Here is a 26105-nt window from a genome sequence, read left to right as displayed (position 1 = left end):
AGAGTCAGGAGCGTGAGGCGCCCAGCACGGCGGCTACCTCGTGCCGGTCGCCGGGGGCGAGGAACTCCAGCATCCTCGCCCCTTCCTCCTCGGCCTCCCGCAGGTCGGCGGGGGCGAACGGCTTCCACTGGTGGATCGTGAGCGTGGAGGTGCCCTTCTCGGTGCTCACCGTCCAGTCTCCGGCGGTGAACCCGTTCACGAGGATGAGCCGCCACTGGACGTTGGCCTTGACGAACGCGCCGCCCACCTCAAGGGCCCGCGGGGTGATGAACCTCGTCCGGTCGGCGTATCCGATGAAGGCATTGTCGAAGTCATACATCAACCGCACAGGCACCGAAATTTCGGGCGATGGCAGGGTCATGTCCGGCAGGTCGTACAGGAGGCGATCGTCTTCGGCCCTGTAGCGCACCAGGTCCATACCCTTGACCACCTCGGCCAGCCGGGTCAGCCCCGACCAGGTCTGCACGTCCTTCACCGACGCCGGCCCGAACGCCCGCAGATACCGCCGCACCATCTCCTCGGCGGACATCGGCGGCTCGGAGCTCCCCAGCCACGACTCGGCGGAGGTGTGCGCGATCGGCCCGCTACGCCCCCACAGGCCGCGCGGCGGCACCTGCACCAACGGCACCAGCCACCGCACGACCTGGCTCAGCGCGTGCGGGTCGTTGCCCGGCCAGCGCTCCGCCAGCGCCTTGCCCAGCTCGGCGAAGGTCTGCGCCCGCTCCTCCACCAGCGCGCGGCCGGCCACCGCCAGCTCGTCGAGGTCGACGCCCGACAGCCGCCTCACGAAGGTCGAGCGCGTGCCCCGCTCGGCCACCGGGTCCAGCAGGGGCCGCAGCGCCAGGCAGTCGCGGGCCGAGACGAGGTGGATGGTCGAGCGCTGCAACGCGATCCTGACCAGCTCACGGTTGTCCAGCAGCGCGGATGCGGCCAGCGGGTCGAACCCCTCGATCCGGTTCCACAGCCCGGCGTACCAGGTGTGCGGGGTCTGCGCCTGGAGGCCGAACAGGTGCTCGACCACCTCGACCACCGACAGGTCCGTACGGCGCAGCAGCAGTTGCCGCTCCATCGCGGCCCGGTTGAGCGCCCGGAGGCTGAGGACGGGATCCATGGCCCCTACCGTAGGGGCAATCGCGGCATGTCCGCTTCCGCGATTCTGGGTACGGTGGCGGTGTTGTGCTGACCTTCCAGGTGCTCGGCCCGCTCACCGTCCACGTCGACGATGAGCCCTTGGTGCTGGGACGGCCGCGGCAGCGCTCGGTCCTGGCCCGGCTGCTGGCCGCCGGCGGCCAGGTGGTGCCCGTGGACCGGCTCATCGACGACCTCTACGCCGACGAGGCGCCGCCCAAGGCGCTGGCCGCCGTCCAGAGCTACATCTCCAACCTGCGCCGGGCGCTCGAACCCGGCCGCTCGCCGCGCTCCACCGGCGGGGTGCTGGTGACCGTTCCGCCCGGCTACGCGGTACGGCTGCCCGCCGACGCCGTGGACGCCTGGCGGTTCGAGAGCCTCGTGCGCGACCCGTCGGCCGACGCAACGGCGCTGGCCGAGGCGCTCGCGCTGTGGCGCGGGCCCGCCTACCAGGAGTTCGCCGGTCTGGCGTGGGCCGACGCCGAGGCGGCCAGGCTGGACGAGCTGCGGGCCTCGGCCGTCGAACGGCACGCGGGGGAGCTGATCGGGCAGGGCGGGGCGGCGCGGGCCGTACCAGATCTGGAGGGGCTCGTCGGCGCGTACCCCCTGCGCGAAGGGGCGTGGGCGCTGCTGGCGCGGGCCCTGTACCGATGCGGGCGGCAGGGAGAGGCGCTGGCGGCGCTGCGGCGGGCCCGCGCCCACCTGGTGGAGGAGCTCGGCGTCGATCCCGGGCCCGAGCTGAGGCGGCTGGAGGAGGACATCCTCGCCCAGGCCGCCCATCTCAGCGACCGGCCCGCCCCCGCCGCGCCGCCCGAGCGGCCGGTCGTGTCGGTGCGGCCGTACGTGGGCAGGCGCGGGGAACTGGCCGGGGTGCTCGCGCTGCCCGCGGGGGTCGTGCTGGTCAGCGGGGAGCCCGGCGCGGGCAAGACCGCCTTCATCGAGCAGGTCAGGACCCGGCTCGTGGCGCGGGGATGGGCGGCCGGCTGGGGACGCTGCCCCGAGCACGAGGGCGCGCCGCCCGGCTGGGCCTGGGCCGAGCTGCTGCGGGAACTGGCCGCCAGGGTTCCGCCCGACGACCCCGAGGCGCTGGCTCCCTTGCTGCGCGACGCCGCGGTCCGGGGCGACGCGGCCACCGCGCGTTTCCGGCTGCACCGCGCGGTCGCCGCCTTCGCGGGCGCGGCGGCGGCCAGGCGGCCGCTCCTGATCGTCCTGGACGACCTGCACCGCGCCGACGCCGAGACGCTCGCCCTCCTCACCCACGTCATCGCCGAGAACACCGCCGCCCGCCTCCTGGTGATCGGCTCCTACCGCCACACCGAGCCCAGCGAACGCCTGGCCGACGCCCTGGCCGCGATCGCCGCCCACGGACCGCTGCGCGTCGAGCTGGGCGGGTTGTCGCGGGCCGAGGTGGCCGAACTGGTCCGGATCACCTGCGCCCGCCCGGCCCCGCCCGAGGCGGTCGACGAGATCGCCGAACGCACCGGCGGCAACCCGTTCTTCGTCAGGGAGACCGCGCGGCTGCTCGACTCCGAAGGCGCGGTCACCGTCCCCGCGGGCGTGCGGGACGTGCTGCGCCGCCGCCTGGCCCGCCTGCCCGCGCAGGCGCGGACCATCCTGCGGCACGGCGCGGTCATCGGCAGGGAGAGCGGCGTCGCCGTCCTCACCGCCGTCAGCGGCGGCGACGAGGAGGCGGTGCTGGAGGCCATCGAGTCCGGCCTGGTCACCGGGCTGCTGACCGAGCCGGAGGCGGGCCGGGTGCGCTTCGCCCACGTGCTCATCCGCGACACGCTCTACGACGACCTGTCACGCATCCGCCGGGCGCGGCTGCACGGCCACGTCGCCCGCGCGATCGAGCAACACGAGCCGGACGACGTGGCCGCCCTGGCCCACCACTACCTCGCCGCCGCGGAGCGGGCGAAAGCCGTTCACTATGCCAGGCTCGCGGCGCGGCAGGCCGAGCGGCGCTTCGCCTTCGCGCAGGCGGCCGAGCTGTGGCAGCACGCGCTCGACGGCTTCGACGGCACCGCCCACGAGCGCCTGGAGCTCATGCTGGCGAAGGTCTCCGCCCTGGCCAACGACGGGCGGCTGGTCGAGGCGCGTACCCACCGCACCAGGGCGGTGCGCGAGGCGCTGCCGCTCGGCGACGCCGAACTGCTGGCGCGGGTGATCGTCTCCTTCGACGTGCCGATGTTCTGGAGCAGCAGGGAGTACGGCGGGCTCGACACCGACCTGCTCGCCGCGGTCGAGTCGGCGCTGGAGTCGCTGCCTCCCGGCGACGGCAGGGCCCGCTGCCAGTTGCTGACCACGCTCGCCTTCGAGCTGGAGGGCGAACCCACAGAACGCGGCTACCTGGCCTCCCGGGAGGCCGTCGCCATGGCCCGCCGCCTGGACGACCCCGGCCTGCTGACCCTGGCGCTGAACGGCCGCCACCACGAGAGCTTCCGCTACGACGGCCTGGCGGAGCGCGAGGAGATCGGGCGGGAACTGCTCACCATGGCCGAGGCCGACGGCACCCTGGAGGTGCTGGCGCACCTGATGCTCATGCAGAGCGCCACCGGCCGCGCCGACTTCGCCGCCGCCGACCACCACGCCGCGAAGGCCACCCGCCACGGCCTCGCGCTGCCCGAGGCCGTGGCCGGCTTCTACCGCGGCCTGCGCGCGGTCCTGGCCGAGGACTACACCGAGGCGGAACGCCGCTACCGCGCCGCCGCCAAGCAGGCCGGCCGCCTCGGCATGTGGCAGCACGAGGCAGGCGTGCTCCTGCTGGCCCTGTACGGCATGCACCTGATGCGCGGCGACGTCTCCCCGCTGCTGCCCGAGATCGAGCCGTGGGTCGGCTACGAACCCTGGCGGGACCAGATCACCGAACTCCACGCCCTGGCCCTGTGCCACGCGGGCCGCGCGGACGAGGCGCGGGCCAGGCTGTCCGGTCCGCTGAAGCCGATCAGGCGCGACTACTTCTGGCACTTCCTCACCGCCGTCCGCGCGCTGCTCGGCATCGCGCTCGACGACCGGCCGCGCATGGAGTCGGCCTACGCCGACCTGTTGCCCGTGGCGGCCCAGCCCGTGGGCGGCACCGGCTACCTGGCCGTCTGGCCCACGGCTCAGGTCCTCGGTGACGTGGCCGCCCACCTGGGCCGTCCCGCGGACCGGCACTACCGGCACGCTCTGGAGGCGGCGGAGCGGGCGGGCGTGGCCCCCTGGGTCGCCGCCGCCCGCGCCCGCCTCGGCGGTCAGCCGAACAGCAGCCGCTCGCGCCGCGCGTAGCGGCCCCGGGTGAGCGCCAGCAACACGCGGAACGGCGCGCCCGCGTCGGCCAGCAGCCCGTCCATCTCCGGTTTGGTGGCGTAGCGGGCCAGCCACGGCACGGTGAAGGTCAGCTCCTTGAACGTGGCCCGCTTGGCCACCTGCTTCTCCACCCACGCGTACGCCCGGTGCGGCACGAACCGGGAGATGATCGGGAACAGGTCGGACTCCTCCTCGGCGATGTGCTCGTCGAGCAGCGCGAGCAGTTCCGCCAGCTCGATCCCCAGCGTGGCCGGATCGCCGTGCACGGCCCTGCGGCAGCGGTTCAGCAGCGGCTCCAGCATCTGGTGGTCGTCGGTGAACGGGTTCAGGTCCACGGCCCGCCCGGCGGTGCTCTCGATGATCGGCCACAGCAGGTCGTCCTCGTTGGCGTGGTGGTGGTCGATCTCGACGAGCAGGCTGGAGACGTACTCGCGCAGGACCGCGACCCGCGCGACGCCCGGCGACCCGGGCCGGGCGAGCAGCTCGGTGAGCCGCCGCAGGTCGGCGAGCATGGCCCGGTGGATGACGTACATCGAGGTCAGATTGGGCTCAGGCTCCTGCCCGCCACCGCGGCGGGGCGTGAACGTGGGGATCTGTACGGTGCTCATGCGGTCAGCATGAGCCTCCGCTCTTTCCGTCCTCTGGTGGCGTACTTGTCGCCGGGTCAGCAGCTGCTGCGGTAGGAGGCCTCGGGGATGAGCTTCGCCCACTCGGTCTCGCTGAGCGCGCCTCCCGCCCGCGCGCACACCTGTTCGGCCGCGAGCAGCGGGTCGATCGGCGACTGCTGCACCTCGCCGCCCGGCTGCACGACGAACAGCCGCCGCCCGTCGTCGCTGAAGGCCATGTCGGCGGGGTAGGCGTCCACCGGCGCCTGGCCGACCTCGCGCAGCGAGTCCGCCTCCCAGATCTCCACCCGCTCGCCCCCGACGGCCAGCAGCCGGCCGTCGGGGGAGAAGCGCAGGTGCAGGGCGCCGGAGGAGACGGGCGCCGTTCTGCCCTTGCGGGTCGAGAAGTCCCACAGGAGCATGCGGCCGTCCTCGCCGAGCACGTAGCCGAGCGTGCGGCCGTCGGGGCTGAAGGCGACGGCGTCGGGCGCCAGGCTGCGCACTCCGGCGGGGTCGCGGGTGACCCGGCCGCTGCTCAGCTCGACCAGGTCGGCGCCCGAGGCCAGGGTCTTGCCGTCGGGGCTGAAGGCCAGCGCGGTGCTGCCCACGCCGGGCAGTGTGCGGGTCTTGCGGCCGTCGCGCACGCTCCACAGGTCGATGTCCGGCCCGCGCACGACCGCGAGCGTGCCGCCGTCGGGCGACAGCCGTACGGCGGAGGGCTCGTGGCCGGTGTCGATGGCGTTGACGCGGCGGCCGGCGGCCACGTCCCAGATCACGACCGGGTCGGCGGCGACGGCCAGCAGGGTGCCGCCGTCGTCGAAGGCGAGGTCGCCGGTGCCCTCGATGCGGCCGATCGGCTGCTTCTTGAGCGCGTCGGTGAGCTTGATCGCGCCGGAGACCTGCAGCGCGGTCACCCGGCCGCCGGGCGAGAGCCGGGCCATCCCCATGCTGACCGCCTCCTCGTCGGGCGTCAGCTCGACGGCGCTGGAGACGTCGATGGAGACCACCGAGCCCGAGCCCTTCACGTAGCGCAGCGCGCGGCCGTCACCGGAGAAGGCGAGGGCGGCCTCCGCCTGCCTGACGGGGTACTGGCCGAGAATGCCGGCGTCCGCCACCCGCCACAGCTGGGCCTGGTCCTCCAGCCGCTCGGCCAGGAACCTGCCGTCCGGGCTGAAGACGGCGGGCAGCAGCGAGCCGCCCCTGCTCGGCAGCAGGCGGCGCCCGCCGGTGGCGGTGTCCACGAGCGTGATCCCCGTGGCGCCGGTGACGGCCAGGCGGGAGCCGTCCGGGCTGAAGGCCAGGGGCAGCTCGGCCCCGCTCTTGGCGACCGGCACGTCCACCTGCACGGTGGTGGTGCGCTTGCGGGAGCGCAGGTCCCACAGCTCGGCCCGGCCGCCGTCGTCGGCGGAGCCCAGCGCGGCCCAACGGCCGTCGCGGGAGACGGCGTAGGTCCGGCCCGTCAGGTCGAGCGGCAGCGGCGCGCCGTCGGCGGGGTAGAGCTCGGTCCTGCCTCCGGCGGACAGGGCCAGCAACCGCCCTTCGGCCAGCAGTTCCACCGCGTCGCCCTGCGGGCGGGCGGCGCCGACCTGCTTGCCCGTGGCCAGCTCGACCGTGCGCACCGTAGAGCCGTCGGACACGGCCGCCCTGGCGCCGTCGTCGCTGATCGCCTCGACCTGCCCGCCCGGCACCCTGGCCCGGCCGGTGGCCCTGCCGGTGGCGATGTCCCAGGTGACGACCTGGTCGCCGGCCCGCTTGAGCAGGCTCTTCCCGTCGAAGGCCAGGTGGTAGGCGGCCGACGGCACGATCTCCGGGTCGGTGAACACGCTCACCTCCGGCTGGGCCAGCGAATGCTGCAGCGCGGTCCTGGCCTCGAAGACCGGCGACAGGCTCCAGGCCGCCACACTCAGCCGCATCGCCGCCTGCGGGTCCGTCGCGCGCATCGCCTCTGCCCGCGCCGCCACCGCCCGCGCGTTGGCCTGCGCGAGCTGCTTGCTCAGGTCCTGGCTCTGCCGTACGGCCAGCACCGACGCCGAGACGGCGACCGCCAGCAGCGCCGCCATCGCGGCCAGGGCCAGCCCGCGCCGGCGCCCGCGCCGCCTGGCCTGGGCGGCGCTGCGGTCGAGGAAGTCGCGTTCGAGGGCGTTGAGGTCCAGGTGGCGGCGCGTGGTGGCGGCCCAGCCGAGCGCGGTGTCCAGGGCGCTGCCGTGGTAGAGGTCGGCGGCGCGGCGGCGGTGGGCCTGCCAGTGGAGCGCGGCGCCGCGCAGCCTGCCGTGCACGGCCAGGCCGTCGCGGTCGTCGGCCACCCAGGAGCGCAGCCTGGGCCAGGCGTGGTAGAGCGCGGCGCTGGCCGGGGCCACCAGGTCGTCGGAGACGGCCACGAGCTTGCCGGTCTCGGTGTCCTCGGGGGCGACCTTGAGGCTGCGCCGTACCAGGAGGCCGGCTTCCGCGAAGTGGGTCAGCACGCCGAGGTCCTCGGCCTCGTCGCGCGGGATGCGGCGGAGCGTCTCGCCGTCGAGCATCCGCAGCAGGAGACCGGGCACGGCGCGCTGCTGTTCGGGGGTGAGCGCGGCGTAGACCTCCTCGGCGACCTCGCCGAGCGGCCGCTCACCGCTGAGGCCGTCCGGCGGCCTGACCTCGGCCGCCAGCTCCGCGCCCGCGCTCGGCTCCGCGCTGCCCAGCAGCCCGAGGAGCAGTTCGGGGGCGGTGGGGCGCCCGGCGGGGTCCTTGGCCAGCGCGCGGGCGACCAGCGAGCGCAGCGGCTCGGCCAGGTCGCCGGGGTCGGGGTCGACCGTGAGCACCCGGTGCATGACGCCCCCGAGGCTCTCGGCCTGGAACGGGTCCTCGCCCGTGGCGGCGAACAGCACCACGCCGCCCCAGGCGAACACGTCGGCGGGCGGCCCGGCGCGGCGGCCGGTGAAGACCTCGGGGGCCATGTAGGTGGGGGTGCCGCCGATGAAGCTCGTGCTGGCCCCGTCGGTGGTGCGCGCGACGCCGAAGTCGATCACCCGGGGCCCGTCCGGCCCGAGCAGCACGTTCTCCGGCTTGAGGTCGCGGTGCACGACGCCCGAGCTGTGGACGGCCGCCAGCGCGGTGGCCAGCGCGACGGCCAGCCTGAGCAGGGAGTCGCCGGAGTAGGGGCCGTGGCGTTCGAGCGCCTGGCGCAGGTTGGGGCCCTCGACGAACTCGCTGACGATGTACGGCCGCTCGGCGTCCAGCCTGGCCTCGACCACGCGGGCGGTGCAGAAGGAGGCCACCCTGCCGGCCGCCGCGGCCTCCTTGGCCAGTTGCCCGCTCAGCCCGCCGTGCAGGACCTTCACCGCGAAGCGACGGCCCTCGGCGTCGTAGGCGTCGTAGACGACGCCCTGGCCGCCCGCGCCGAGCCGGCCGGCCAGCCAGTAGCCGCCAAGCCGTTCGGGGTCACCGGGCACCAAGCGCATCGTCACTGCCCCTTAGATGCGCACAACGCGGAATTGGTTGCCGGCCGCAACGCCACAGGTCCCTCGCGCGCCTCGAGGGACCCGTGCGTCATGATCATTATGACAGGGGTTTCCACTCCGTACGCAGCACGGACATCGTCACCGAGTCGTACCACTGTCCCTCCCACAGCAGCGCGTCACGCAGCACGCCCTCCCGCACGAAGCCGGACTTCTCGTAGACGTGCTTGGCGCGGTCGTTGAAATCGTATACGCCCAGCTCGATGCGGTGCAGAGGGGTTGTGGCGAACGCGTGGCCGAGCACCAGGCGGATGGCTTCTGTGCCGTAGCCCTTGCCGAACGCCCGCGCGCCGACCAGGGCGATGCGCAGGTTGCACGACAGGTTGTCCTTGTCGAGCTCGTTGAGCACGATCTCGCCGACGTACCCGTCCGCGGCCATGATGGCCAGGTCGAGCCGGTCCTCGTGGTCGCGCCGGGTGGTGTACCACTCCAGGGCCGCCTTGGGGGAGATCCCGTCGCGGGCATGGGAGCCCGTGAGCCGGGCGACCTCGGGGTCGTCGCAGAGCTCGATCAGGCCCTCGACGTGTTCGGGCCCGACGGGTACGAGGGTGACCCGGTCACCGGCGAGGGTGGGTTTGTTCGCGAACATTTCCCTAATTTATAGAGCCTCGTAAATGGTTGTCGCCGTGTTTTCCGGGGTGGCCGTGGAGACGTCGAGCCGCAGGTCGGCGAGCTGCAGGAAGTACGGCTCGCGCCGCGCCCGCATGGCGGAGGGCGAGAATTCCGGGCGGTGGTCGGACGAGCGCATCCGCTGGGCCAGGATCTCGTCGGGGGCGTCCAGCCAGACCACGAAGGCCGCGCGCAGCGCCTCGCGCACCCGCGGATCCTCCACGGTGCTGGCCGCCGCCGCGATCACCTGGGGCGGCTCGGTCAGCGCGTGGAGCACGTGCTCGGCCTCCCTCCGGTGCAGCACGTCCGCGCCCTCCGCCTTCGCGATCTCGGCGGCGCTGGCGCCGTAGCGCCCGCGCAGGTACGGGTCGCTGTCGCTGAGCGGCACGCCCAGCTCGCGGGCCAGCAGTTTCCCGACGGTCGTCTTGCCCGAGCCCATGAGCCCGATCACGACGACAGGTTTGTTCTTCGACATGGGGATAGGTGTTTCCTCTGGAGGTGCGTTATGACAATCGCCGGAGGCATCATCCTCATCATGCTCGGCGCGATCCTGACCTGGGCGGTCGAGTTCGACCTCGCCGGTCTTGACATCAATGTGATCGGCGTCGTCCTCATGATCGGTGGTCTGGCCGGGTTGCTGTTCGGCCTGTACCGGATGCACGTTACCCGCAGGGTGATCGAGGAGCCGATTCACGAGGACCCGCACGCTCGCCGTACGACGACGGTCTACGAGGAGCGTCGCCGTATCGACGAGCCGCCGCTGTAAGGGTCTTGTGCGTACCCCGGGTCGCCGGGGTACGGTGGCGCGGTCCGAACGCGGGAGCCCGGTGCAACGGGCTGAGAGGACGGCTGGAGCAGCCGCCGACCGCCAGAACCTGATCCGGGTAATGCCGGCGAAGGGAGTTTGCGCGATGAGTGACGCGCGCTTTTCCAAGATCCATCTCGGTGATCTGCGGGTGCCCATGCGGCGGGTGCATCTGTCGAACGGGACGTCGGTGGAGCTGTACGACACCTCCGGGCCGGACAACCCCGACATCACGCGGGGCCTGCCGCGGCTGCGGGAGGTGTGGGTGCTCGAACGCGGCGACGTCGCCCGCTACGGCGGACGCCAGGTGCGGCCCATCGACGACGGCTTCAAGGAGCAGGAGGCCTGGGCTCGCGCGAACACCGAGGTCTTCCCCGGCGACGGGCACAAGCCGCTGCGGGCCACCGGGGCGCCCGTGACCCAGCTCGCCTACGCGCGGCGGGGCGTGGTCACCAAGGAGATGGAGTTCGTCGCGGTCAGGGAGGGGGTGAGCGGCGAGTTCGTGCGCAAGGAGGTGGCGGCCGGCCGGGCGATCATCCCGGCCAACGTCAACCATCCGGAGAGCGAGCCGATGGTCATCGGCCGCAACTTCCACGTGAAGATCAACGCCAACATCGGCAACTCCGCGGTCGCCTCCTCGATCTCCGAGGAGGTGGAGAAGATGACCTGGGCCACCCGGTGGGGCGCCGACACCGTGATGGATCTGTCCACCGGCCGCAACATCCACACCACCCGCGAGTGGATCATCAGGAACGCGCCGGTGCCGATCGGGACCGTCCCGATCTACCAGGCGCTGGAGAAGGTCGGCGGCGTGGCGGCCGACCTGTCGTGGGAGGTCTACCGGGACACGCTGGTCGAGCAGTGCGAGCAGGGTGTCGACTACATGACCGTGCACGCCGGGGTACGGCTGGCGTACGTGCCGCTGACCGCGCGGCGCAAGACCGGCATCGTCTCGCGCGGCGGCTCGATCATGGCGGCGTGGTGCCTGGCCCACCACCGGGAGAGCTTCCTGTATGAGAACTTCGAGGAGATGTGCGAGCTGCTGGCGGGCTACGACGTGGCCTTCTCGCTCGGGGACGGCCTGCGGCCCGGCTCGATCGCCGACGCCAACGACGAGGCGCAGTTCGCGGAGCTGCGCACGCTGGGCGAGCTGACGAAGATCGCCCGTGCGCGCTCCGTGCAGGTCATGATCGAGGGGCCGGGCCACGTGCCCATGCACAAGATCAAGGAGAACGTGGACCTGCAGCGCGAGATCTGCGACGACGCCCCGTTCTACACGCTGGGCCCGCTGGTGACCGACGTCGCGCCGGGCTACGACCACATCACCTCGGGCATCGGCGCCGCGATGATCGGCTGGTACGGCACCGCCATGCTCTGCTACGTCACCCCCAAGGAGCATCTGGGCCTGCCGGACAAGGACGATGTCAAGACCGGCGTCATTACCTACAAGATCGCGGCCCATGCCGCCGACCTCGCCAAGGGGCACCCCCGGGCGCAGGAGTGGGACGACGCGCTGTCGGACGCCCGCTTCGAGTTCCGCTGGGAGGACCAGTTCAACCTGTCGCTGGACCCGGTGACGGCGCGGGCGTTCCACGACGCGACGCTTCCGGCCGAGCCCGCCAAGACCGCGCATTTCTGCAGTATGTGCGGGCCGAAGTTCTGTTCGATGAAGATCACCCATGATGTCCGGAAATATGCGGAGGAGCATGGGTTGACGGACTCCGCGGCCATCCAGGTGGGCATGGCGGAGAAGGCGGTGGAGTTCACCGAAAGGGGCGGTGAGGTCTATCTGGATCCGGCGGACCCAAAATAGCGAGTAGGACTCATATTGGGTCTTGACTGGCGTCTGTAAGGAGCCCACGCTGAGGGCGTGATCAGCCGCATACTCGCCGTCCTGGTCGCCATCGCCCTGCTCGCGTTACCCGCCCCCGCGTTATCCCGCAGCGAGCAGCCCGTGAGCGGCTTCATCGACGCGCACAGTCACCTGATGTCCTACGAAGCGTTCGGCGGCAAGCTGCTCTGCGGCAAGCCGTTCGACCCGGGCGGCATCGCCAGGGCTCTGGTCGACTGCCTCGACCACTTCCCGAACGGCGAAGCCGCCTGGTTCGAGAACTTCACCCGCACCGGTCAGCCGACCGGCACCCACGACCCGGTCGGCTGGCCCACGTTCAGGAGCTGGCCGGCCCACGACTCCCTGACCCACCAGCAGGCCTACTACACCTGGATCGAGCGCGCCTGGCGCGGCGGGCTGCGGATCATGGTCAACGACCTCGTGGCCAACCGCCAGCTCTGCGAGATCTACCCGCTGAAGACCAACCCCTGTGACGAGATGGGCTCCATCCGCCTGGAGGCCCGCCGTACGTTCGAGATGCAGGACTACATCGACCAGCAGAGCGGCGGCCCCGGCCAGGGCTGGTTCCGCGTGGTCAGGAGCCCCGCCGAGGCCCGCTCGGTCATCGCCGCCGGGAAGCTGGCCGTGGTGCTCGGCATCGAGACCTCCGAGCCGTTCGGCTGCCGGCAGACGCTCGGCATCCCCCACTGCACCAAGGCCCAGATCGACCGGGGCCTGGATGAGATGTATCAGCTCGGCGTCCGCTCCATGTTCGTCTGCCACAAGTACGACAACGCCCTGTGCGGCGTCCGCTTCGACTCCGGCACCCAGGGCGCCATCGTCAACCTGGGCAACTTCCTGTCGTCGGGCCGCTTCTGGCAGACCGAGGCGTGCACGGGACCGCAGCGCGACAACACGATCTCGCCCGCGGTGCTCCCGCCCGAACTGGCCCGCTGGCTGCCGCCCGGCGTCAGCCTGCCCGTCTACCCGCCGGGGCCGCACTGCAACAGACGCGGGCTCACCTCGCTCGGCGAGCACATGGTCAAGGGCATGATGAGCCGCGGCATGCTCATCGAGGTCGACCACATGAGCGTCAAGGCCGCCGACCGGACGCTCACCCTCCTGGAGCAGGCCGGCTACGACGGCGTGATCTCCTCGCACAGCTGGACCGACGCGCTCAACTACCAGCGGATCTACCGGCTCGGCGGCATGGTCACCTCATACGGCCACGGGGCCGAGGGGTTCGCCGACGCCTGGCGCGAGACCAAGCCTCTGCGCGACGCGGCGGGCCGCCCCGGGTTCGGGTACGGCCTCGACGCCAACGGGCTGGGCAAACTGCCGGCTCCCCGGGCCGGCAGCGCGGTGGCGTACCCCTTCCACTCCCACGACGGCTCGGCCAGCTTCGACCGGCAGAGCACAGGACAGCGGACCTGGGACTACAACGTGGACGGCGTCGCCAACTACGGCCTGGTGCCCGACTGGATCGAGGACATCAGGTCGCTGGCCGGCGACGCGTTCGTCCAGGACATGGCTCAGGGGGCCGAGGCCTACCTGAGGACCTGGGAAGCGGCTGAAACGGTTGTGAGGTGAGAGAAGGCGGGCCGGTTCTGTCCGGCCCGCCTTCCTCACACATTGAAGATGCTGACTCCGCCGGGACCCACGAGGAATCCCAGCACGATGAGGACGATGCCCCACAGGATGTCCCGCCGGGCCAGGATGACGTAGATCCCGGCGACGACGAGGATGACGGCGATAATCCAGAGCAATGTAGCCATGGACCTGCTGCTGCCCTCAGGACTTCTCCTCTAACGTGCCCTTGGTGCGATAGATGTCCGTGATGGGCTGGAGGAGCCAGAACCACCCGGCCGTGAGCGCCACCGCGCCGCCGAACAAGGTGGCCGGCCAGGCGTTCAGCACCACTTCGGCCACCATGGCCACGGCCGCGGTCATGGCGACCAGCAGAAACGCCGCTCCCGCGATGCCCAGCGAGTTGGCCCGTTTGATCATGCGCTCCTTGAGCCCGGTGCGGAAGAACACCCGGTGCTGCGCGGCGGGCGTGATGAAGCACACCGACGCCAGCGCGGCGCCCATGAGCGCGATGAAGAACAGCCATAGGCCCACGGTGTCGACCTTGCCGAAGCCCTGCTGGAAGGGAACGGTCAGCAGGAAGGCGAAGAGCACCTGGACCCCGGTGACCGCGACGCGCAGGCCCTGCAGCAACTCGGTCAGCTCGCGATCTACCCGTTCTTTGTGGGACTCGCGTTCGTTGTGCGGCTCGCCCCGAGAAGTGTCCGTCATGCTCGGGCGCTACCCCGCAGAGGCGCTGACATACCGGCCGGAGTCTGGATACGATCCGCGGCAACGGAACTTCGGCGGAGCCGCCCATGATCAACGAATGGATTCCCCCCGGGGTCGATGCCACCCGGCCGAGCGTGGCTCGTGTATACGACGCGCTGCTGGGCGGCACCGAGAACTTCACCGTGGACCGGGCCGTGGCAGAACGCCTGACCGCCGCGGTCCCCGAGGTGGTCAGCCTCGTCTGGTGCAACCGCGCCTTCGTCGGCCGGGTCACCGACCATCTGGTGCGTGAGGCCGGCGTCACCCAGCTCATCGACCTGGGCGCGGGCCTGCCGACGATCGAGAACACCCACGAGGTCGCCCAGTTCGCCAACCCCGAGGCCCGCGTCGTCTACGTGGACCTCGACCCGATGGTGGAGCCGCACGCGCGCTCGATCCTGCGCACCAACCTGCGCGCCACGGCCATCACCGCGGACGCCATGGACGTGGACGCCGTCCTCGGCGACCCCGACCTGCTCGACCTGATCGACTTCTCCCGGCCGGTGGGCCTGCTCATGATGAGCGTGCTGCACCTGTTCCCCGACGAGGACGACCCGCACGGGCTGGTCAGGCAGTACATGGAAGCGCTGCCGCGCGGCAGCTACCTGGCCGCGTCCAACATGATGACCTCCCATAACCCCAAGGCGAAGGCGCTGGAGGCGATGCTGCACGCCACGATGGGGACCGGCCGCTTCCGCACCGCCGAGTCGATCAACCGCTTCTACGACGGGCTGGACATGGTCGGCCCCGGCCTCGTCCACCTTCCCCACTGGCGTCCGGAGGGCAGTCCCGGGCCGCTGGAGACCTGGGAGGAACTCCTGCTGGGCGGCGTGGCCCGCAAGCCCTAAGGGTGGGCCGTCCAGCCGGTCTCGTCCGCCCATCCCTCGGCGACCACGATGACCAGGTCCACGACCGGGTCCTTGACGTCGGCGTACTCACCCGTCTCACGCACCGCCCCGGCCAGCCGCCGCTTGAAGTCCGCGTAAGCGGGTACGGCCCGCGGATGCGCCCGGAACCAGTCGCGGAACAGCAGCGCCAGGCGGTCGTTGGGCGCGCCGAGCACCCGCACGTGCAGGTTGACCTCGTCCCCGGGGCGCCCCCGCCGGGTCCAGAGCCGCTTGGCCCACCTGGCGGGGTCGTCCTCCAGCCCCGCCGGCACGTGGTCGCGCCGGTACGGCGACATCGTGAACCCCAGCGCCTCCAGGGGCCCGCCGAAGACCCGCTCGGCCTCGTCCAGATCGAGAACGCTGACCTGGAGATCGAACAGCGGCTTGGCCGCCATGCCGGGGATCGAGGTGCTGCCGATGTGCTCCACGTGCGTCGCCACCGGCCCGAGCACGCGCCGGAGGTCGGCGCACAGTCGCGCCGCCGTTCCCTGCCAGGCGGGATCGTGGGGCACGACGACAGGGCGTTCGGTCATCGGGCCAGGGTCTCAGAGGCGGCCGTTGCGCCGCAAAACGTCGACGGCGTTGAAGGTGGCGACGCCGCGCCACTCCAGGGCGCCGGCGGGCGAGATCTTCGCGTACTCGACGGTCCAGCCGCCGTCCGCCTTCTGCGCGGCGGCCAGCCGGTCGAGGTCGGCCTCGATCTGGGCCGGCGTGAACAGGGCACGCGCCGGGCGATCGGGGTGCGGGGCCAGGTCGAGCGGGGTGAGCTTCTCGTCGGCCGTGCCGCCCTCCACGGGGATCTCGCCGCTGTCCGGGATGAGCTTGGCCAGGCCGTCCAGGAGGGCGGCGGCCTCGGGCTCGCGGTGGTGGACGGCGTCCAGGAAGTGGATGGCGAAGGACAGCACGTAGGCGTGGGGGCGGGTGTCCAGCGCGCGGACGGCGTCCAGGCAGTAGCGGATGGCGCGGGCCAGCCACGGATGCCCCGCCACCGACGGGACGCGCAGGGCCGCCGCCGCGCTCACGGCGGTGATCTGCAGCGAGGAGGTCGTTGCGTCGCCGCCGCCCCACCACGGGGCGGTGCCCGCCCGCACGGTCAGGGGCAGCGAGAACGGCAGGCCGCCGTCGGGCAGCGTCACCGTCTCCAGCCAGTCGCACAGCTGTTCCGCCTGGACGGCGACGGCCGGGGCGAGCTCGGCGAACACCTCGAAGGCGTGCAGGGCGGCGCCCGGCTGGCTCTCCGGGGAACGCAGGTCGGGCTCCAGGCCCCAGCCGTAGCCGCCGTCCGGGTTGCGATAGGCGTTCACCGCGGGCAGCAGCCCGGCGTGGTCACCGGAGCCGAGAAGGGCGTCGAAGCGCAGCCGGTCAAGGACACGCGCGTGCGTGGCCATGAAGTCGGCGGCGGAGGTCAGGTCAACGGTCATGACCTCATCCTTCCCGCCCGCCGCCGGACTGGTCTTGTAGGTTTCCGCCGTGCCTAGCCGCGGCGGGCGGCGGAGGTGACGCGCTTGAGAATGCGGTCCCACTCGGTGCCGAACGGGTTGTCCTGCACCAGGTAGGTCCAGGTGGCGGAGGGGCGCTTCAGGTCGGGCTCCGGCGACTCGAACGACTCCAGCGAGCGCCGCTCGATCTCGGCCTGCAGCGACTTGTACTCGGCGACCGCCTCCCTGTGGAACTCGTCGATCGGGCTCATCCGGCCGAGCGCCCGCAGGTGGATGCCCTCGCGCAGGTCGGTGAGGAAGGCCAGGTGCTCGGTCCAGCAGGTGTCGATCGCGTGCAGGACGATCTGGCGCGCGGTCTCCTCGCGGGTGTCCTCCGGCAGCGAGTCCCAGCGCTCGGCGTCGGCCTCGGCCAGCGCCTTCGCGGCGGAGTCGGTGTGGAGGACCTTGTCGCGCCACTCCAGGATCAGCTCGCGCTGGTGCTCCAGCAGGCGGGTGTAGCGCCAGGTGTTGCGGTGGATCTCCAGGTTGACGCCCTCGGCCACCCGCTGGGCGTGGCCGACCAGGTAGGCGCCGCGGCGGTGGCGGACCAGGCCGTCGGGGTCGGCGGCGGGCGGGCGCTCGTCCGGGACGAACTGGGTGATCAGGTCGTCCTGCATGCTGACGAAGAAGACCGAGCCGCCCGGGTCGCCCTGGCGGCCGGCCCGGCCGCGCAACTGGTCGTCCAGGCGGCTGCTGGCGTGTCGGCCGGAGCCGATCAGGTACAGGCCGCCGAGCTCGGCCACGCCGTCGCCCAGGCGGATGTCGGTGCCGCGGCCGGCCATCTGGGTGGAGACCGTGATGGCGCCGCGCTCGCCGGCCCTGGCGATGATCGCCGCCTCTTCCGCGTCGTTCTTGGCGTTGAGGACGACGGGCTCCAGGTTACGGCGCTGCAGGAGCTTGGCGAGGTTCTCCGACTCGGCCACGTCCAGGGTGCCGATGAGGATCGGGCGGCCGGTGGCGTGCGCCTCCTGGATCTCCTCGACCAGCGCCGCGTCCTTGTCGGGCACGGTCGGGTAGATCCGGTCGGGCTCGTCCTCGCGGATGGCGGGGGTGTTGGGCGGGATGACGGCGACCTTTAGGCCGTAGAACTCGCCGAGCTGCTCGCTGACCGCGACCGCCGTGCCGGTCATACCGGAAATCTTGGGATAACGCTTGATCAGGCCCTGGATGGTGAGCGAGTCGAGGATCTCCCCCTTCTCGCTGGGCGGCAGCGCCTCCTTGGCCTCCACGGCCGCCTGAAGGCCGTCCGGCCAGCGCTGCAGCAGCGCCACCCGGCCGCGCGAGGGGTTGATCAGCTGGACCTTGCCGTCGCGCACGATGTAGTCGACGTCCTTGGCCAGCAGCGCGTGGGCGTGCAGGGCCAGGTTCAGCTCGATGAGCGTGCCCGGCTCGTTCTCGTCGTAGAGCTCGACGTCGAGGATGTTCTCCACGCTGTCGGCGCCCTTCGGCGTCAGGTAGACGTTACGCGCGCCCTCGTCGATCTCGTAGTGGTAGCCGCGCACCAGCGTGCGCACGAGCGCCGCCATCTCCGGTACGGCGTTGCCCTCGTCGGCCGCCCCCGCCATCACGAGCGGCACCCGGGCCTCGTCCACGAGCACCGAGTCGGCCTCGTCGATCAGCGCCACCTCGGGCTCCGGCACCACGATCGCCGCCGCGTCGGTACGCAGCCGGTCGCGCAGCACGTCGAAGCCGATCTCGCTGACCGGGCCGTAGGTGACGTCGCGGGAATAGGCGGCGCGGCGCTCCTCGGGCGTGGAGTTCTGCCCGATCCAGCCGACGCTGACGCCCATGGCCTCGTAGAAGGGCGCCATCCACTCGGCGTCGCGCCTGGCCAGGTAGTCGTTGACCGACATCACGTGCACGCGCTTGCCCTGCAGGGCGTACCCGGCCGCCGCCATCGCGCCGGACAGAGTCTTGCCCTCGCCGGTCGCCATCTCGGCGACGTGACCGTGGAGGAGCGCGAGCGTGCCGAGCAATTGCACATCGTACGGCCGCAGGCCGAGCGTGCGGTCGGCGGCCTCGCGGGCGACGGCGCAGAACTCGGCCAGATCGTCCATGGACGGTTCAGGCAGATCGTCGAGCTTGCCGATCCGGTCGGCGCGGGTGTTCGCCGTCTTGACGATCTTCAGGTACGGACTCAGGTTCACCCCTCCTGGACGGTCCAGGAGATTCCTGATCATTCCGGTAATCGAGGCCACGGTTCCTCCAACGCGCGCTCCCTCGGCACCGTTCCCCCTGATTCCCCCGATAAGGGGTCCGGTACGGCAGGCACCGCCGTACCGGACCCTAACTCACCTTTGCCCGTGCACGGTCAGAACCACGACAGCGGCCAGCAGCAGAACGCATCCTGACCAGGCCAGAAGCGTCAGCCTTTCGCTGAACAGCACCACTCCTATCATCGCCGCTCCGACGGCCTCGCCGAGCGAGATGATCGAGACGGTCGCGGCCGGGAGCGCCGTGAGGGAGCGGAAGAACAACGCGTAGGCCAGGGCCGTCGGGACCGCGCCCAGGAACAGCAGGGTGGCGGCCGAAGCCAGGGTGAACTCCGGCAGGATGCCCCCCGCCAGCGCGAACGGCGCCAGGCACGCGGCGCCCACCACGAACCCGCCCACGGCGGTGGTCTCCGGGTCGCCGTTGTGACGGCGGGAGTAGAGGGTGACGGCGGCGTAGCCGAGCGCGGACAGCAGCGACCACGCCACGCCCGCCGTGGCCCCGTCCGCCGGGCCGCCGCCCGTGAGGAGGGCCAGGCCCGCGAGCGCGGCGGCCAGCGCGACGAGGCCCACGCGGCTGAGGCGCTCGTTCAGCAGGAACCTTCCGCCCAGGGCGGTGAGGACCGGGGTGGCGCCCATCGTCACGACGGTGGCCAGGGCGATGCCGGACTCGGCGATGGCCGCGAAGTAGGCCGCCTGGTACACCGCCATCCCCACCCCGACCCGCCACACCCTCACCAACGCCTTGGCCGTCCCCCTGTCGCCCACGGAACCCCCGGAACTCACAGGACCCACAGGACCCACAGGACCCACGGAACCCGCGCTACTCACGGGCCCGGCGACCCGCCCGTTGCCCGCCGTAATGGGGCGCCGGATTCCGCCGTCGTCCCTGCTCGCCGCTGCGGCGCCGAAGAGCGTGCGGCTTCGGGGCTGTCCGGTGTGCCCTGCGGCGTCGGTGCGCCCGTTGGCCGCCGTGGCGGTGTGCCGGTCTCCGGCGTTGTCGCTGCTCGCCGCTGTGGCGCCGAAGAGCGTGGGGAGCGTGCGGCCTCGGGTTCGCGCGGTGTGGTCCGCTGTGCTGGTGTGGCCGGCGGGCACGGAGTGGGTTCGGGTGGGGCGGAGGAGGAGAGGGAGGAGGAGGAAGGCGGCGCCCAGGAGGTAGCGCCAGAACGAGACGGACACCGGGTCCAGGGTGGTGAACAGGAGCGAGCCGGCGGCGCCGCCGGTGCCCCAGGCGGCTGCGGCGATGGCGGCGTACACCGCGCCGCGGCGCGCGGAAATCGGGGTCATGACTGATCTTTCCGGATGAGGTGGATGAGGCCCGCGCGCGGGCAGCGCTCACCACCGGGGCCCAGCCTTGGGGTATCCGGGGAAGGAGGTCAGCCGCCCGCTAGAGGGCGGGCGGCGGGGAGCAGATCAGTCGTTGGTACACACGGCCCACCCTAGCGGGCGGCGCCCCGGCGCTTCATCTGGAATTCGCCCACGCGTCCGTGATCAGGCGGAAGTCGTCCAGGGATGCGGGGCGGCCGTCGATCTGGGTGCCGACCACGTGCTCGCGGAAGAGGGCGTGCAGCCGTACCACCGCGCCGGAGGCGTTGCGGAAGCCGTGCGGCGTCCCCGGCGGGACGAAGATGACGGCGCCGGGCCCCACGAGGCGGGTCTCGTCGCCGAGGAAGGCCTCGGCCTCGCCCTCGTCGATGATGAGCACCTCCTCCCCGGTGTGCCGGTGCAGGGGGATGCCCTCGCCGTCGGCCAGGTGCTCGAAGTTGAGCACGATGTCCTTGACGTAGTGGCCGTCGGCGCGGACCGGGTCCATGACGGGCCAGGTGAGGGAACGCGGCTTGGCGGGGTCGGGGAAGGGCCGGTAGTCGGGCCTGTCGATGATCGTCACGCCTCCGATCGTGGACCCGCCCGAAATTTCGCGGAAGACCGCACTTTTTCCTGCTCAAGGCACTTCCGCGTACCTGACAGAAGATGGCAGGTACGGCCGGCAGAGTAGCCCCATGACAACCAAGGCCGAACTTCTCGCGTTCACCCTCGACTGCGCCGAGCCCAAGCGGCTCGCCGAGTTCTACCACCGGATCACCGGCTACGAGATCCAGTACTCCGAAGACGAGTACGCCGCCGTCGGCAACGGTACGGTGTCCATCTACTTCGGCCGGGTGCCGGATCGCAAGCCGGTCACTTGGCCGAGTCCCGACAAGCAGTTCCACTTCGACTTCCGGGTTCCGGACGTGGAGAAGGCGGTCGCCGAGTACGTGGAGCTCGGAGCCACGAAGCCCGGGTTTCAGCCGGGTGTGACCGAGGAAGGCATCCGATGGGTGGTGCTCCAGGACCCGGAAGGGCATCTCTTCTGTGTATGCCCTTCCTCCTAAAGACTGATCCGAGAGCGGACACCGAGCCATAAGCTGGGTGAATGCTCTTGAAAGGTTCCTTGCCCCTCTGCGGGCGCCCATGACGTGGGTCGGTCTGGCGATTGCTCTGGCAGGGGCATTGGGATACGCGCTCGGCGCGGCGCTGCAGCAGTACGAGGCGGTGGCTCAGGGGGCGACGCTCAAGCTCGTCAAACGCCCGCGCTGGTGGATCGGGGGCGTCATCGGGTTCACCGGCGCCAGCCTGCACGCGGTGGCGCTGAGCTTCGCGCCGCTCGTCGTGGTGCAGCCGATCAGCGTGGCCACGCTGGTGTTCGCGGTGCCGCTGGCGGCGTTCATGTATGGGCGCAAGCCGTACAAGGCGGAGATCTTTGGGTCTGTCGCGGTCGCGGTGGGGTTGCTGTGGCTGATGCTGCTCGTCCCGCAGCAGCACGTGACGCCGCGGCTGGGGACGCCGGCGGCGCTCGCGTTCCTGGCGGTGATCGGCGTCATCGTGCTCATCACGCAGGTGGCGGCGCGGCGGGTCGAGGGGGCGAACAAGGCGCTGCTGCTCTCGGTGGGGGCGGGCGCGGTCACGGCCAGTGTGTCCACGTTCGTACGCGTGGTCGGCGGCGGGCTTGAGGGCGACCTGAGCAGGCTGCTGCACTGGTTCACGCTGGCGGTGCCGGTGCTGCTGATCTGCGCGGTGGTGCTGCTGCAGAAGTCTTACGCGGTGGGATATTTCGGCATCGCCTACGCCGGTGTGCAGGTGATCGACCCGATCACCTCGGTGCTGGCCGGCGCGATCCTGCTCGGTGAGCCGCTGCCGACCAGCCCGTCGACCGCCGTGCCCGCGATCATCGCCGCGGCGCTGACCGTCGGCGGCACGATCACGCTCGGCCGGTTGACGCCCGACCACTCGAAGGACCGGCCGGCGCCGGTGGCCGCCAGTCCAGAACCGAGTCCATTGCCCGCAACATCAGATCTGAGCTGAACCGGCCGGCCGCCCTCATGCCGAGGTCCCGCAGCCCGATCGCCACCGGGTTGCGGATCTTCGTCGCCCTGCAGATCGTCATGGACCTGCGGACGATCTCCGCTGTACGGCCCAGCCGCGCCTCGGTGTAGCCGGCCAGGTCCCCGCCCGCGTGGTGCGCGAGCACGACCGCGTCCTCGAGCGCCTGGCAGGCGCCCTGCCCGAGGTTGGGCGTCATCGGGTGGGCCGCGTCGCCGAGCAGCGCCACCCGGCCCTGGTGCAGGCGGGGCAGCGGGGTCCGCTGGTAGTACACGTCGTTGCGCAGGATCGCGCCCGGCTTCACCGCCTCCAGCATCGCGGGGATCGGCTGGTGCCAGCTCCCGAAGCGCCGCAGCAGCTCGGCGCGCTCGTCGTCGGCCCGCCCGCCCGGCGCGGCGAGGTCGGTGGCGTAGAAGTACACGAGGTCGCCGGCCAGCTGATGGGTCCCGAACACCAGGCCGCGGCCCCAGCTCTCCGCGCTGTGGACCGTCACGCCCTCGGGCCGCGGCAGCAGCCCGCGCCAGGCGGTGACCCCCGAGTAGACGGGCTCCGGGTGCCCGGGGAAGAGCTGCCGCCTGGTCCCGGAGCGGATGCCGTCGGCCGCGACGACCAGGTCGGCCCGCAACGTCTCCCGCCCGGTCTCCACCGTGCCGCCCTCGGGGTCCAGGCCGGTGACCTCGGTGTTCAGGCGGATGTTCGCCGGGCCGAGTCCGTCGGCCAGCAGGTCCACCAGGACCCGCCGCAGCATGAGCACGACGCCGTCGCCGTAGCGGATCCGCGCGTGTTCCTGCGAGGTCCGCGACAGCCAGCGCCCGTCCGTCTTGCGAATCCCGGCGGCGCCCTGGACGCGGGCCAGCTCGCGTACCGGGTCCCCGAGCCCGACGGTGTCCAGGGCGCGCAGCCCGTTGGGGGAGACGGCCAGCCCCGATCCCACGTTCTCCAGCGCGGGGGCCCGTTCCAGGACCGTCACGTCCCAGCCCTTGAGCCGGAGCGCCAGGCCCGCGGTAAGCCCGCCCACGCCGCCGCCGATCACCACTGCCGTCGCCATCGCCCACTCCTCACTACGCCTGTAGTCCGTGACGGTACTACAGGCGTAGTTTCAACTACAAGTGTAGTATCCGATGTCGTGAACCGTTCCGAGCTCATCGCGGACACCGCGATCGCATTGCTGTCCGAGCGGGGCATGCGCGGCCTGACCCACCGCGCCGTGGACGAGGCCGCGGGCCTGCCGCCGGGCTCCACCTCCAACCTGGCCCGCACCCGAGCCGCCCTCCTGGAGCTAACCCTCAACCGCCTCACCGTCCTGGAGCGCAGAACGTTCGAGTCGGTGATCGAGCCCGGCGGCGACCCGATCGACCTGCTCGCCGCCGCCCTCCACAAGCAACTCCAGGACAGCCGCCGCACGCTGGCCCGCTACGAACTCGCCCTGGAGGCCACCCGCCGCCCGGAACTGCGCACGATCTACGACGCGGCCGGCAACCAGTTCCGCGCGCCCGCCACCGCCATCGCCGCCGCCCTGGGCTCGCCCGATCCGGTACGGCACGGCCGCCAGCTCATCGCCTACGCCGAGGGCCTGGTGTTCGACGCGCTGGCCGGGGCCGGCGAGATCCCCTGTTACGAGGACCTGCGCAAAGGCATCGAAGAGGTGGTGCGCGGCATGACGGGACGGTGACCGTCAGCGAGGGGCGGTGCGCGGCGGCGGGCACAGGTCGCGGAAGGGCAGTTCCGGCAGGTGCCTGGCCCACTCCTCCCGGCTGAGCCCGCCCGAGTCGGCGCAGATCGCCTCGGCCGACCTGGCCGCGGCCACCGGGGCGGCCCGGCGCCCGCCGTCGGCGGCGATCGACAGCACCGTCCCGCGCCCGGCCAGCACCCAGATGCCGGCGCTCGACTGATCGAAGACCGCCTGCACCGGCCGGTCCCCACCGGCCAGCGGCACCTGCCGGTCCACCGTGAGCGTGCCGCTCGCCACCCGCCAGACCCGCACCCGGTCGCTGTCGGTCCCGGCCAGGTACTTGCCGTCGGGGCTGAAACGCAGCGTGCCCGAGGCGGGCTGCAGCGGCGTGGACAGCGTCGGCACCCCGGTCAGGTCGTAGAGCTGCACCCCGTCCTCGCCGGCGATGGCCACCCGCGAGCCGTCGGGGCCGAAGGCGGTGTAGTCGGGCGGCATCCGCTCCAGCCACGGCGCGGGGGTGACCCGGCCCGTGTGCAGGTCGTCGATCACCGAGCGGCGGCCGTCGAACTCCAGCACCCGCCGGTCGTCCGGCCCCACCACCACGAACCGGCCGGCGAACGCCTCCTCGTCCAGGCCGAGGTTCCAGGCCCACCGCTCGCCGTACTCGCTGCCCTCGGCGAACAGGAAGGCGCCTCCGGGGCTGAACCACGCCGCGTGCCGGCCCGGCTGGCTGAGCCCCCGGGCGAACTTCACCTTGACACCACCGCCCGACGTCCCCTCCCTGAAGGTCCCCTCCCTGAAGGTCGTGTCCCAGAAGTAGGTGCGCTCGATGCCGACGAGCGCCAGGTCGCGTTCCAGCGACGACCAGGCGATGGCCCGGATCTTCTCCGGCGGGCCGGGCGTGGTGGCGATCTGCTCACCGGTGAGGGTGTCGAAGATCCGCAGCACGCCGTCGGTCAGGGCGGCCAGCTTCCTGCCGTCGGCGCTCAGCGTGTGCAGCGACCGCTCGGTCGCCGTCGGGTCGGTGAAGGAACCGCTCACCGGGTCGGTGTCGGACTTGGCGAGCTGCCGCTCGGCCTCCGGCACCGGCGCCAGGGCCCAGGAGGTGAAGCTCAGCTTGCGGGCCAGCACCGGGTCGCTCGGCCTGATCGTCTCCGCGCGGGTGGCCGCGACCCTGGCCATCGCCTCGTCGACCTGGCCCTGGGCGGTGCCGTACTGCCAGATCGCGACCGCGAGCACCGCGACCGCCACCGCCGCCGCCACGATCCAGCGGCGGCGGCCCCTGCGCCGTCCCGACGTCAGCCCCGCGTCGAGGAAGGCCTGTTCGTCGCCGCCCAGCGTGACGTGCCGCCGCCCGGTCGCCGCCCAGGCCAGCGCCCGGTCGAGCGTGCCGTCGTGGAACAGGTCGGCCTCGCGCCGCCCGCCGCTCTCCCACCGCCGCGCCGCCCGAGCCAGCTCCCGGTGTACGGCCAGCCCGTCGCGCTCGGCGTCGAGCCATTCGTGCAGCCTCGGCCACGCCCGCAGGAGCGCCCCGCAGCCCATGGTCACGCTCTCCTCGTCGCGGGTCAGCAGCCCGGCCTCGCCGTACACCTCGAGCACGCGCTCGATCGCGGCGGCCTGCTCCGGTGTGCGCCCGGCCACGAGCTCGGCCCGCGGGACGGTCACGCGGGTGTCGTCGCCGCGCTCGTCCATGCCCACCAGGCGGAGCAGTACCTCGGGGACGAGCTCCTGCTCGGCCCGGCTGAGCGCGGCGTAGAGCTGCTCGGCGCGGGTTCCGAGCGGTGGGTCGTGCACCGGCTCGGGCGGGAGTAATCGGCCCTGCTGCGACTGCGGCTGGTCCAGCAGCGACATGAGCAGCTGGCGGGCGCCGGGGCGGCGCTCGGGGTCGGCGTGGAGGGCGGCGGTGACCAGGTCGGCCAGCGCGAGGTCCAGCTCGGCCAGGCCGCCCGCGGCGAAGGCGAGCAGCCGGCCCCAGGCGCGCACGTCGTCGGCGGGCCCGCACGCGTCTCCGGTGCCGAGGCCGACCAGGCGGGGGCCCGCGTCGGTGAGCAGGACCGCGCCGGGGTCGAGCGCGCCGTGGACGGCGCCGGCCTCGTGGATGGCGGCCAGCGCGGTGGCGGTGGCGGCGGCCAGGCGGTAGAGGTCGTCGGCGGAGTAGGGCCCCCGGGTCTCGACGGCCTGGCGCAGGCTGTGTCCCTCGACGTACTCGCTGGTCAGGTAGGTGGCGGCGACCTCGACGACGGCGGCGACGTGCAGGCTCCTCACGCGCCGCAGCGGCTCGGTGTCCTCCGGCGGGACGCACTGGGTCAGGGCACGGCGCAGCCCCGACTCGTCGTAGGCCTCAACGGTGCGCCCACCGAGCCGGATGCCCAGCCAGTAGCCCCCCAGCCGATCATCCATG

22 protein-coding genes and 1 riboswitch are annotated in these 26105 nt (G+C 72.3%); of the genes, 8 read left to right on the top strand and 14 right to left on the bottom strand.

Features of this window, described 5'->3' with window-relative positions; all coding sequences use genetic code 11:
* Window positions 1-4: 4 nt before the first annotated feature.
* Window positions 5-1111 carry a winged helix DNA-binding domain-containing protein gene (locus ACIBI5_RS08885; protein WP_397244740.1) on the bottom strand — a complete coding sequence of 369 codons (1107 nt, stop codon included), beginning with the start codon at window positions 1109-1111 and terminating at the stop codon, window positions 5-7.
* Window positions 1112-1176: 65 nt separating this feature from the next.
* Between ACIBI5_RS08885 and ACIBI5_RS08880 the strand changes: the two genes are divergently transcribed.
* Window positions 1177-4395 (top strand): BTAD domain-containing putative transcriptional regulator, encoded by a 3219-nt coding sequence (locus tag ACIBI5_RS08880; protein ID WP_397244738.1) that lies wholly within the window; start codon window positions 1177-1179, stop codon window positions 4393-4395.
* Here ACIBI5_RS08880 and ACIBI5_RS08875 read toward each other — a convergent pair.
* From ACIBI5_RS08875 to ACIBI5_RS08860, 4 genes are all read right to left on the bottom strand, one after another.
* Complete coding sequence (locus ACIBI5_RS08875) at window positions 4362-5024, bottom strand: hemerythrin domain-containing protein (RefSeq protein ID WP_397244736.1); 663 nt, start codon at window positions 5022-5024, stop codon at window positions 4362-4364. The two genes, ACIBI5_RS08880 and ACIBI5_RS08875, sit on opposite strands and share 34 nt — an antisense overlap.
* 56 nt (window positions 5025-5080) lie before the next feature.
* Window positions 5081-8458, bottom strand: a complete 3378-nt coding sequence (locus tag ACIBI5_RS08870; protein WP_397244733.1) for a protein kinase — start codon at window positions 8456-8458, stop codon at window positions 5081-5083.
* 97 nt (window positions 8459-8555) lie between these two features.
* Window positions 8556-9104, bottom strand: coding sequence for a GNAT family N-acetyltransferase (locus ACIBI5_RS08865; protein ID WP_397244731.1), 549 nt, complete (start codon window positions 9102-9104; stop codon window positions 8556-8558).
* A gap of 9 nt (window positions 9105-9113) precedes the next feature.
* Window positions 9114-9599, bottom strand: a complete 486-nt coding sequence (locus ACIBI5_RS08860; protein WP_397244728.1) for a shikimate kinase — start codon at window positions 9597-9599, stop codon at window positions 9114-9116.
* Between the two features lie 30 nt (window positions 9600-9629).
* Between ACIBI5_RS08860 and ACIBI5_RS08855 the strand changes: the two genes are divergently transcribed.
* The 3 genes from ACIBI5_RS08855 (at window position 9630) to ACIBI5_RS08845 (ending at window position 13350) form a co-directional block, all read left to right on the top strand.
* The gene (locus ACIBI5_RS08855) at window positions 9630-9890 is read left to right on the top strand and encodes a DUF6458 family protein (RefSeq protein WP_397244726.1); all 261 of its coding nucleotides are present in this window, start codon (window positions 9630-9632) and stop codon (window positions 9888-9890) included.
* 40 nt (window positions 9891-9930) lie between these two features.
* Window positions 9931-10043, top strand: a riboswitch (TPP riboswitch).
* Entirely contained in the window at window positions 10036-11742 is a 1707-nt protein-coding gene (gene thiC / locus ACIBI5_RS08850) for a phosphomethylpyrimidine synthase ThiC (RefSeq protein ID WP_397244724.1), read from the top strand. (Overlaps the previous riboswitch by 8 nt.)
* Before the next feature lie 57 nt (window positions 11743-11799).
* Window positions 11800-13350, top strand: a complete 1551-nt coding sequence (locus tag ACIBI5_RS08845; RefSeq protein ID WP_397244721.1) for a Coagulation factor 5/8 type domain-containing protein — start codon at window positions 11800-11802, stop codon at window positions 13348-13350.
* Between the two features lie 35 nt (window positions 13351-13385).
* On the opposite strand, the gene ACIBI5_RS08840 is transcribed toward ACIBI5_RS08845, so the two are convergent.
* Together ACIBI5_RS08840 and ACIBI5_RS08835 are read right to left on the bottom strand one after the other, a co-directional pair.
* Complete coding sequence (locus ACIBI5_RS08840; RefSeq protein WP_181019798.1) at window positions 13386-13535, bottom strand: GPGG-motif small membrane protein; 150 nt, start codon at window positions 13533-13535, stop codon at window positions 13386-13388.
* Window positions 13536-13551: 16 nt separating this feature from the next.
* Entirely contained in the window at window positions 13552-14058 is a 507-nt protein-coding gene (locus tag ACIBI5_RS08835) for a DUF6328 family protein (protein ID WP_397244718.1), read from the bottom strand.
* 86 nt (window positions 14059-14144) lie between these two features.
* On the opposite strand from ACIBI5_RS08835, the gene ACIBI5_RS08830 reads away from it, so the two are divergent.
* A complete protein-coding gene (locus ACIBI5_RS08830; protein WP_397244715.1) occupies window positions 14145-14945 on the top strand; it encodes an SAM-dependent methyltransferase in 801 nt (266 codons plus the stop codon).
* Here ACIBI5_RS08830 and ACIBI5_RS08825 read toward each other — a convergent pair.
* The 5 genes from ACIBI5_RS08825 to ACIBI5_RS08805 form a co-directional block, all read right to left on the bottom strand.
* Complete coding sequence (locus ACIBI5_RS08825; RefSeq protein WP_397244713.1) at window positions 14942-15517, bottom strand: GrpB family protein; 576 nt, start codon at window positions 15515-15517, stop codon at window positions 14942-14944. The two genes, ACIBI5_RS08830 and ACIBI5_RS08825, sit on opposite strands and share 4 nt — an antisense overlap.
* Before the next feature lie 12 nt (window positions 15518-15529).
* On the bottom strand, window positions 15530-16405 hold the full coding sequence (locus ACIBI5_RS08820; RefSeq protein WP_397244711.1) for a hypothetical protein: 876 nt from the start codon (window positions 16403-16405) through the stop codon (window positions 15530-15532).
* Window positions 16406-16458: 53 nt separating this feature from the next.
* The gene (gene secA2, locus ACIBI5_RS08815) at window positions 16459-18642 is read right to left on the bottom strand and encodes an accessory Sec system translocase SecA2 (RefSeq protein ID WP_397244709.1); all 2184 of its coding nucleotides are present in this window, start codon (window positions 18640-18642) and stop codon (window positions 16459-16461) included.
* 111 nt (window positions 18643-18753) lie between these two features.
* On the bottom strand, window positions 18754-19959 hold the full coding sequence (locus tag ACIBI5_RS08810; protein ID WP_397244707.1) for a DMT family transporter: 1206 nt from the start codon (window positions 19957-19959) through the stop codon (window positions 18754-18756).
* Window positions 19960-20134: 175 nt separating this feature from the next.
* Window positions 20135-20560 (bottom strand): cupin domain-containing protein, encoded by a 426-nt coding sequence (locus ACIBI5_RS08805; RefSeq protein ID WP_397244705.1) that lies wholly within the window; start codon window positions 20558-20560, stop codon window positions 20135-20137.
* A gap of 112 nt (window positions 20561-20672) precedes the next feature.
* Here ACIBI5_RS08805 and ACIBI5_RS08800 point away from each other — a divergent pair, with 112 nt between their 5' ends.
* Window positions 20673-21044, top strand: coding sequence for a VOC family protein (locus ACIBI5_RS08800; protein ID WP_397244703.1), 372 nt, complete (start codon window positions 20673-20675; stop codon window positions 21042-21044).
* 79 nt (window positions 21045-21123) lie between these two features.
* The gene (locus ACIBI5_RS08795; protein ID WP_397244701.1) at window positions 21124-22014 is read left to right on the top strand and encodes a DMT family transporter; all 891 of its coding nucleotides are present in this window, start codon (window positions 21124-21126) and stop codon (window positions 22012-22014) included.
* Here ACIBI5_RS08795 and ACIBI5_RS08790 read toward each other — a convergent pair.
* Window positions 21911-23080, bottom strand: coding sequence for an FAD-dependent monooxygenase (locus ACIBI5_RS08790; protein WP_397244699.1), 1170 nt, complete (start codon window positions 23078-23080; stop codon window positions 21911-21913). The genes ACIBI5_RS08795 and ACIBI5_RS08790 overlap by 104 nt on opposite strands.
* A gap of 78 nt (window positions 23081-23158) precedes the next feature.
* Between ACIBI5_RS08790 and ACIBI5_RS08785 the strand changes: the two genes are divergently transcribed.
* Window positions 23159-23704, top strand: a complete 546-nt coding sequence (locus ACIBI5_RS08785; protein ID WP_397244697.1) for a TetR/AcrR family transcriptional regulator — start codon at window positions 23159-23161, stop codon at window positions 23702-23704.
* Window positions 23705-23707: 3 nt separating this feature from the next.
* On the opposite strand, the gene ACIBI5_RS08780 is transcribed toward ACIBI5_RS08785, so the two are convergent.
* On the bottom strand, window positions 23708-26104 hold the full coding sequence (locus ACIBI5_RS08780) for a hypothetical protein (protein ID WP_397244695.1): 2397 nt from the start codon (window positions 26102-26104) through the stop codon (window positions 23708-23710).
* Between the last annotated feature and the right edge of the window lies 1 nt (window position 26105).

The sequence above is a fragment of the Nonomuraea sp. NPDC050540 genome (assembly GCF_044457485.1).
Lineage (GTDB): Bacteria > Actinomycetota > Actinomycetes > Streptosporangiales > Streptosporangiaceae > Nonomuraea.
This window is presented reverse-complemented; position numbering and strand designations above follow the sequence as displayed.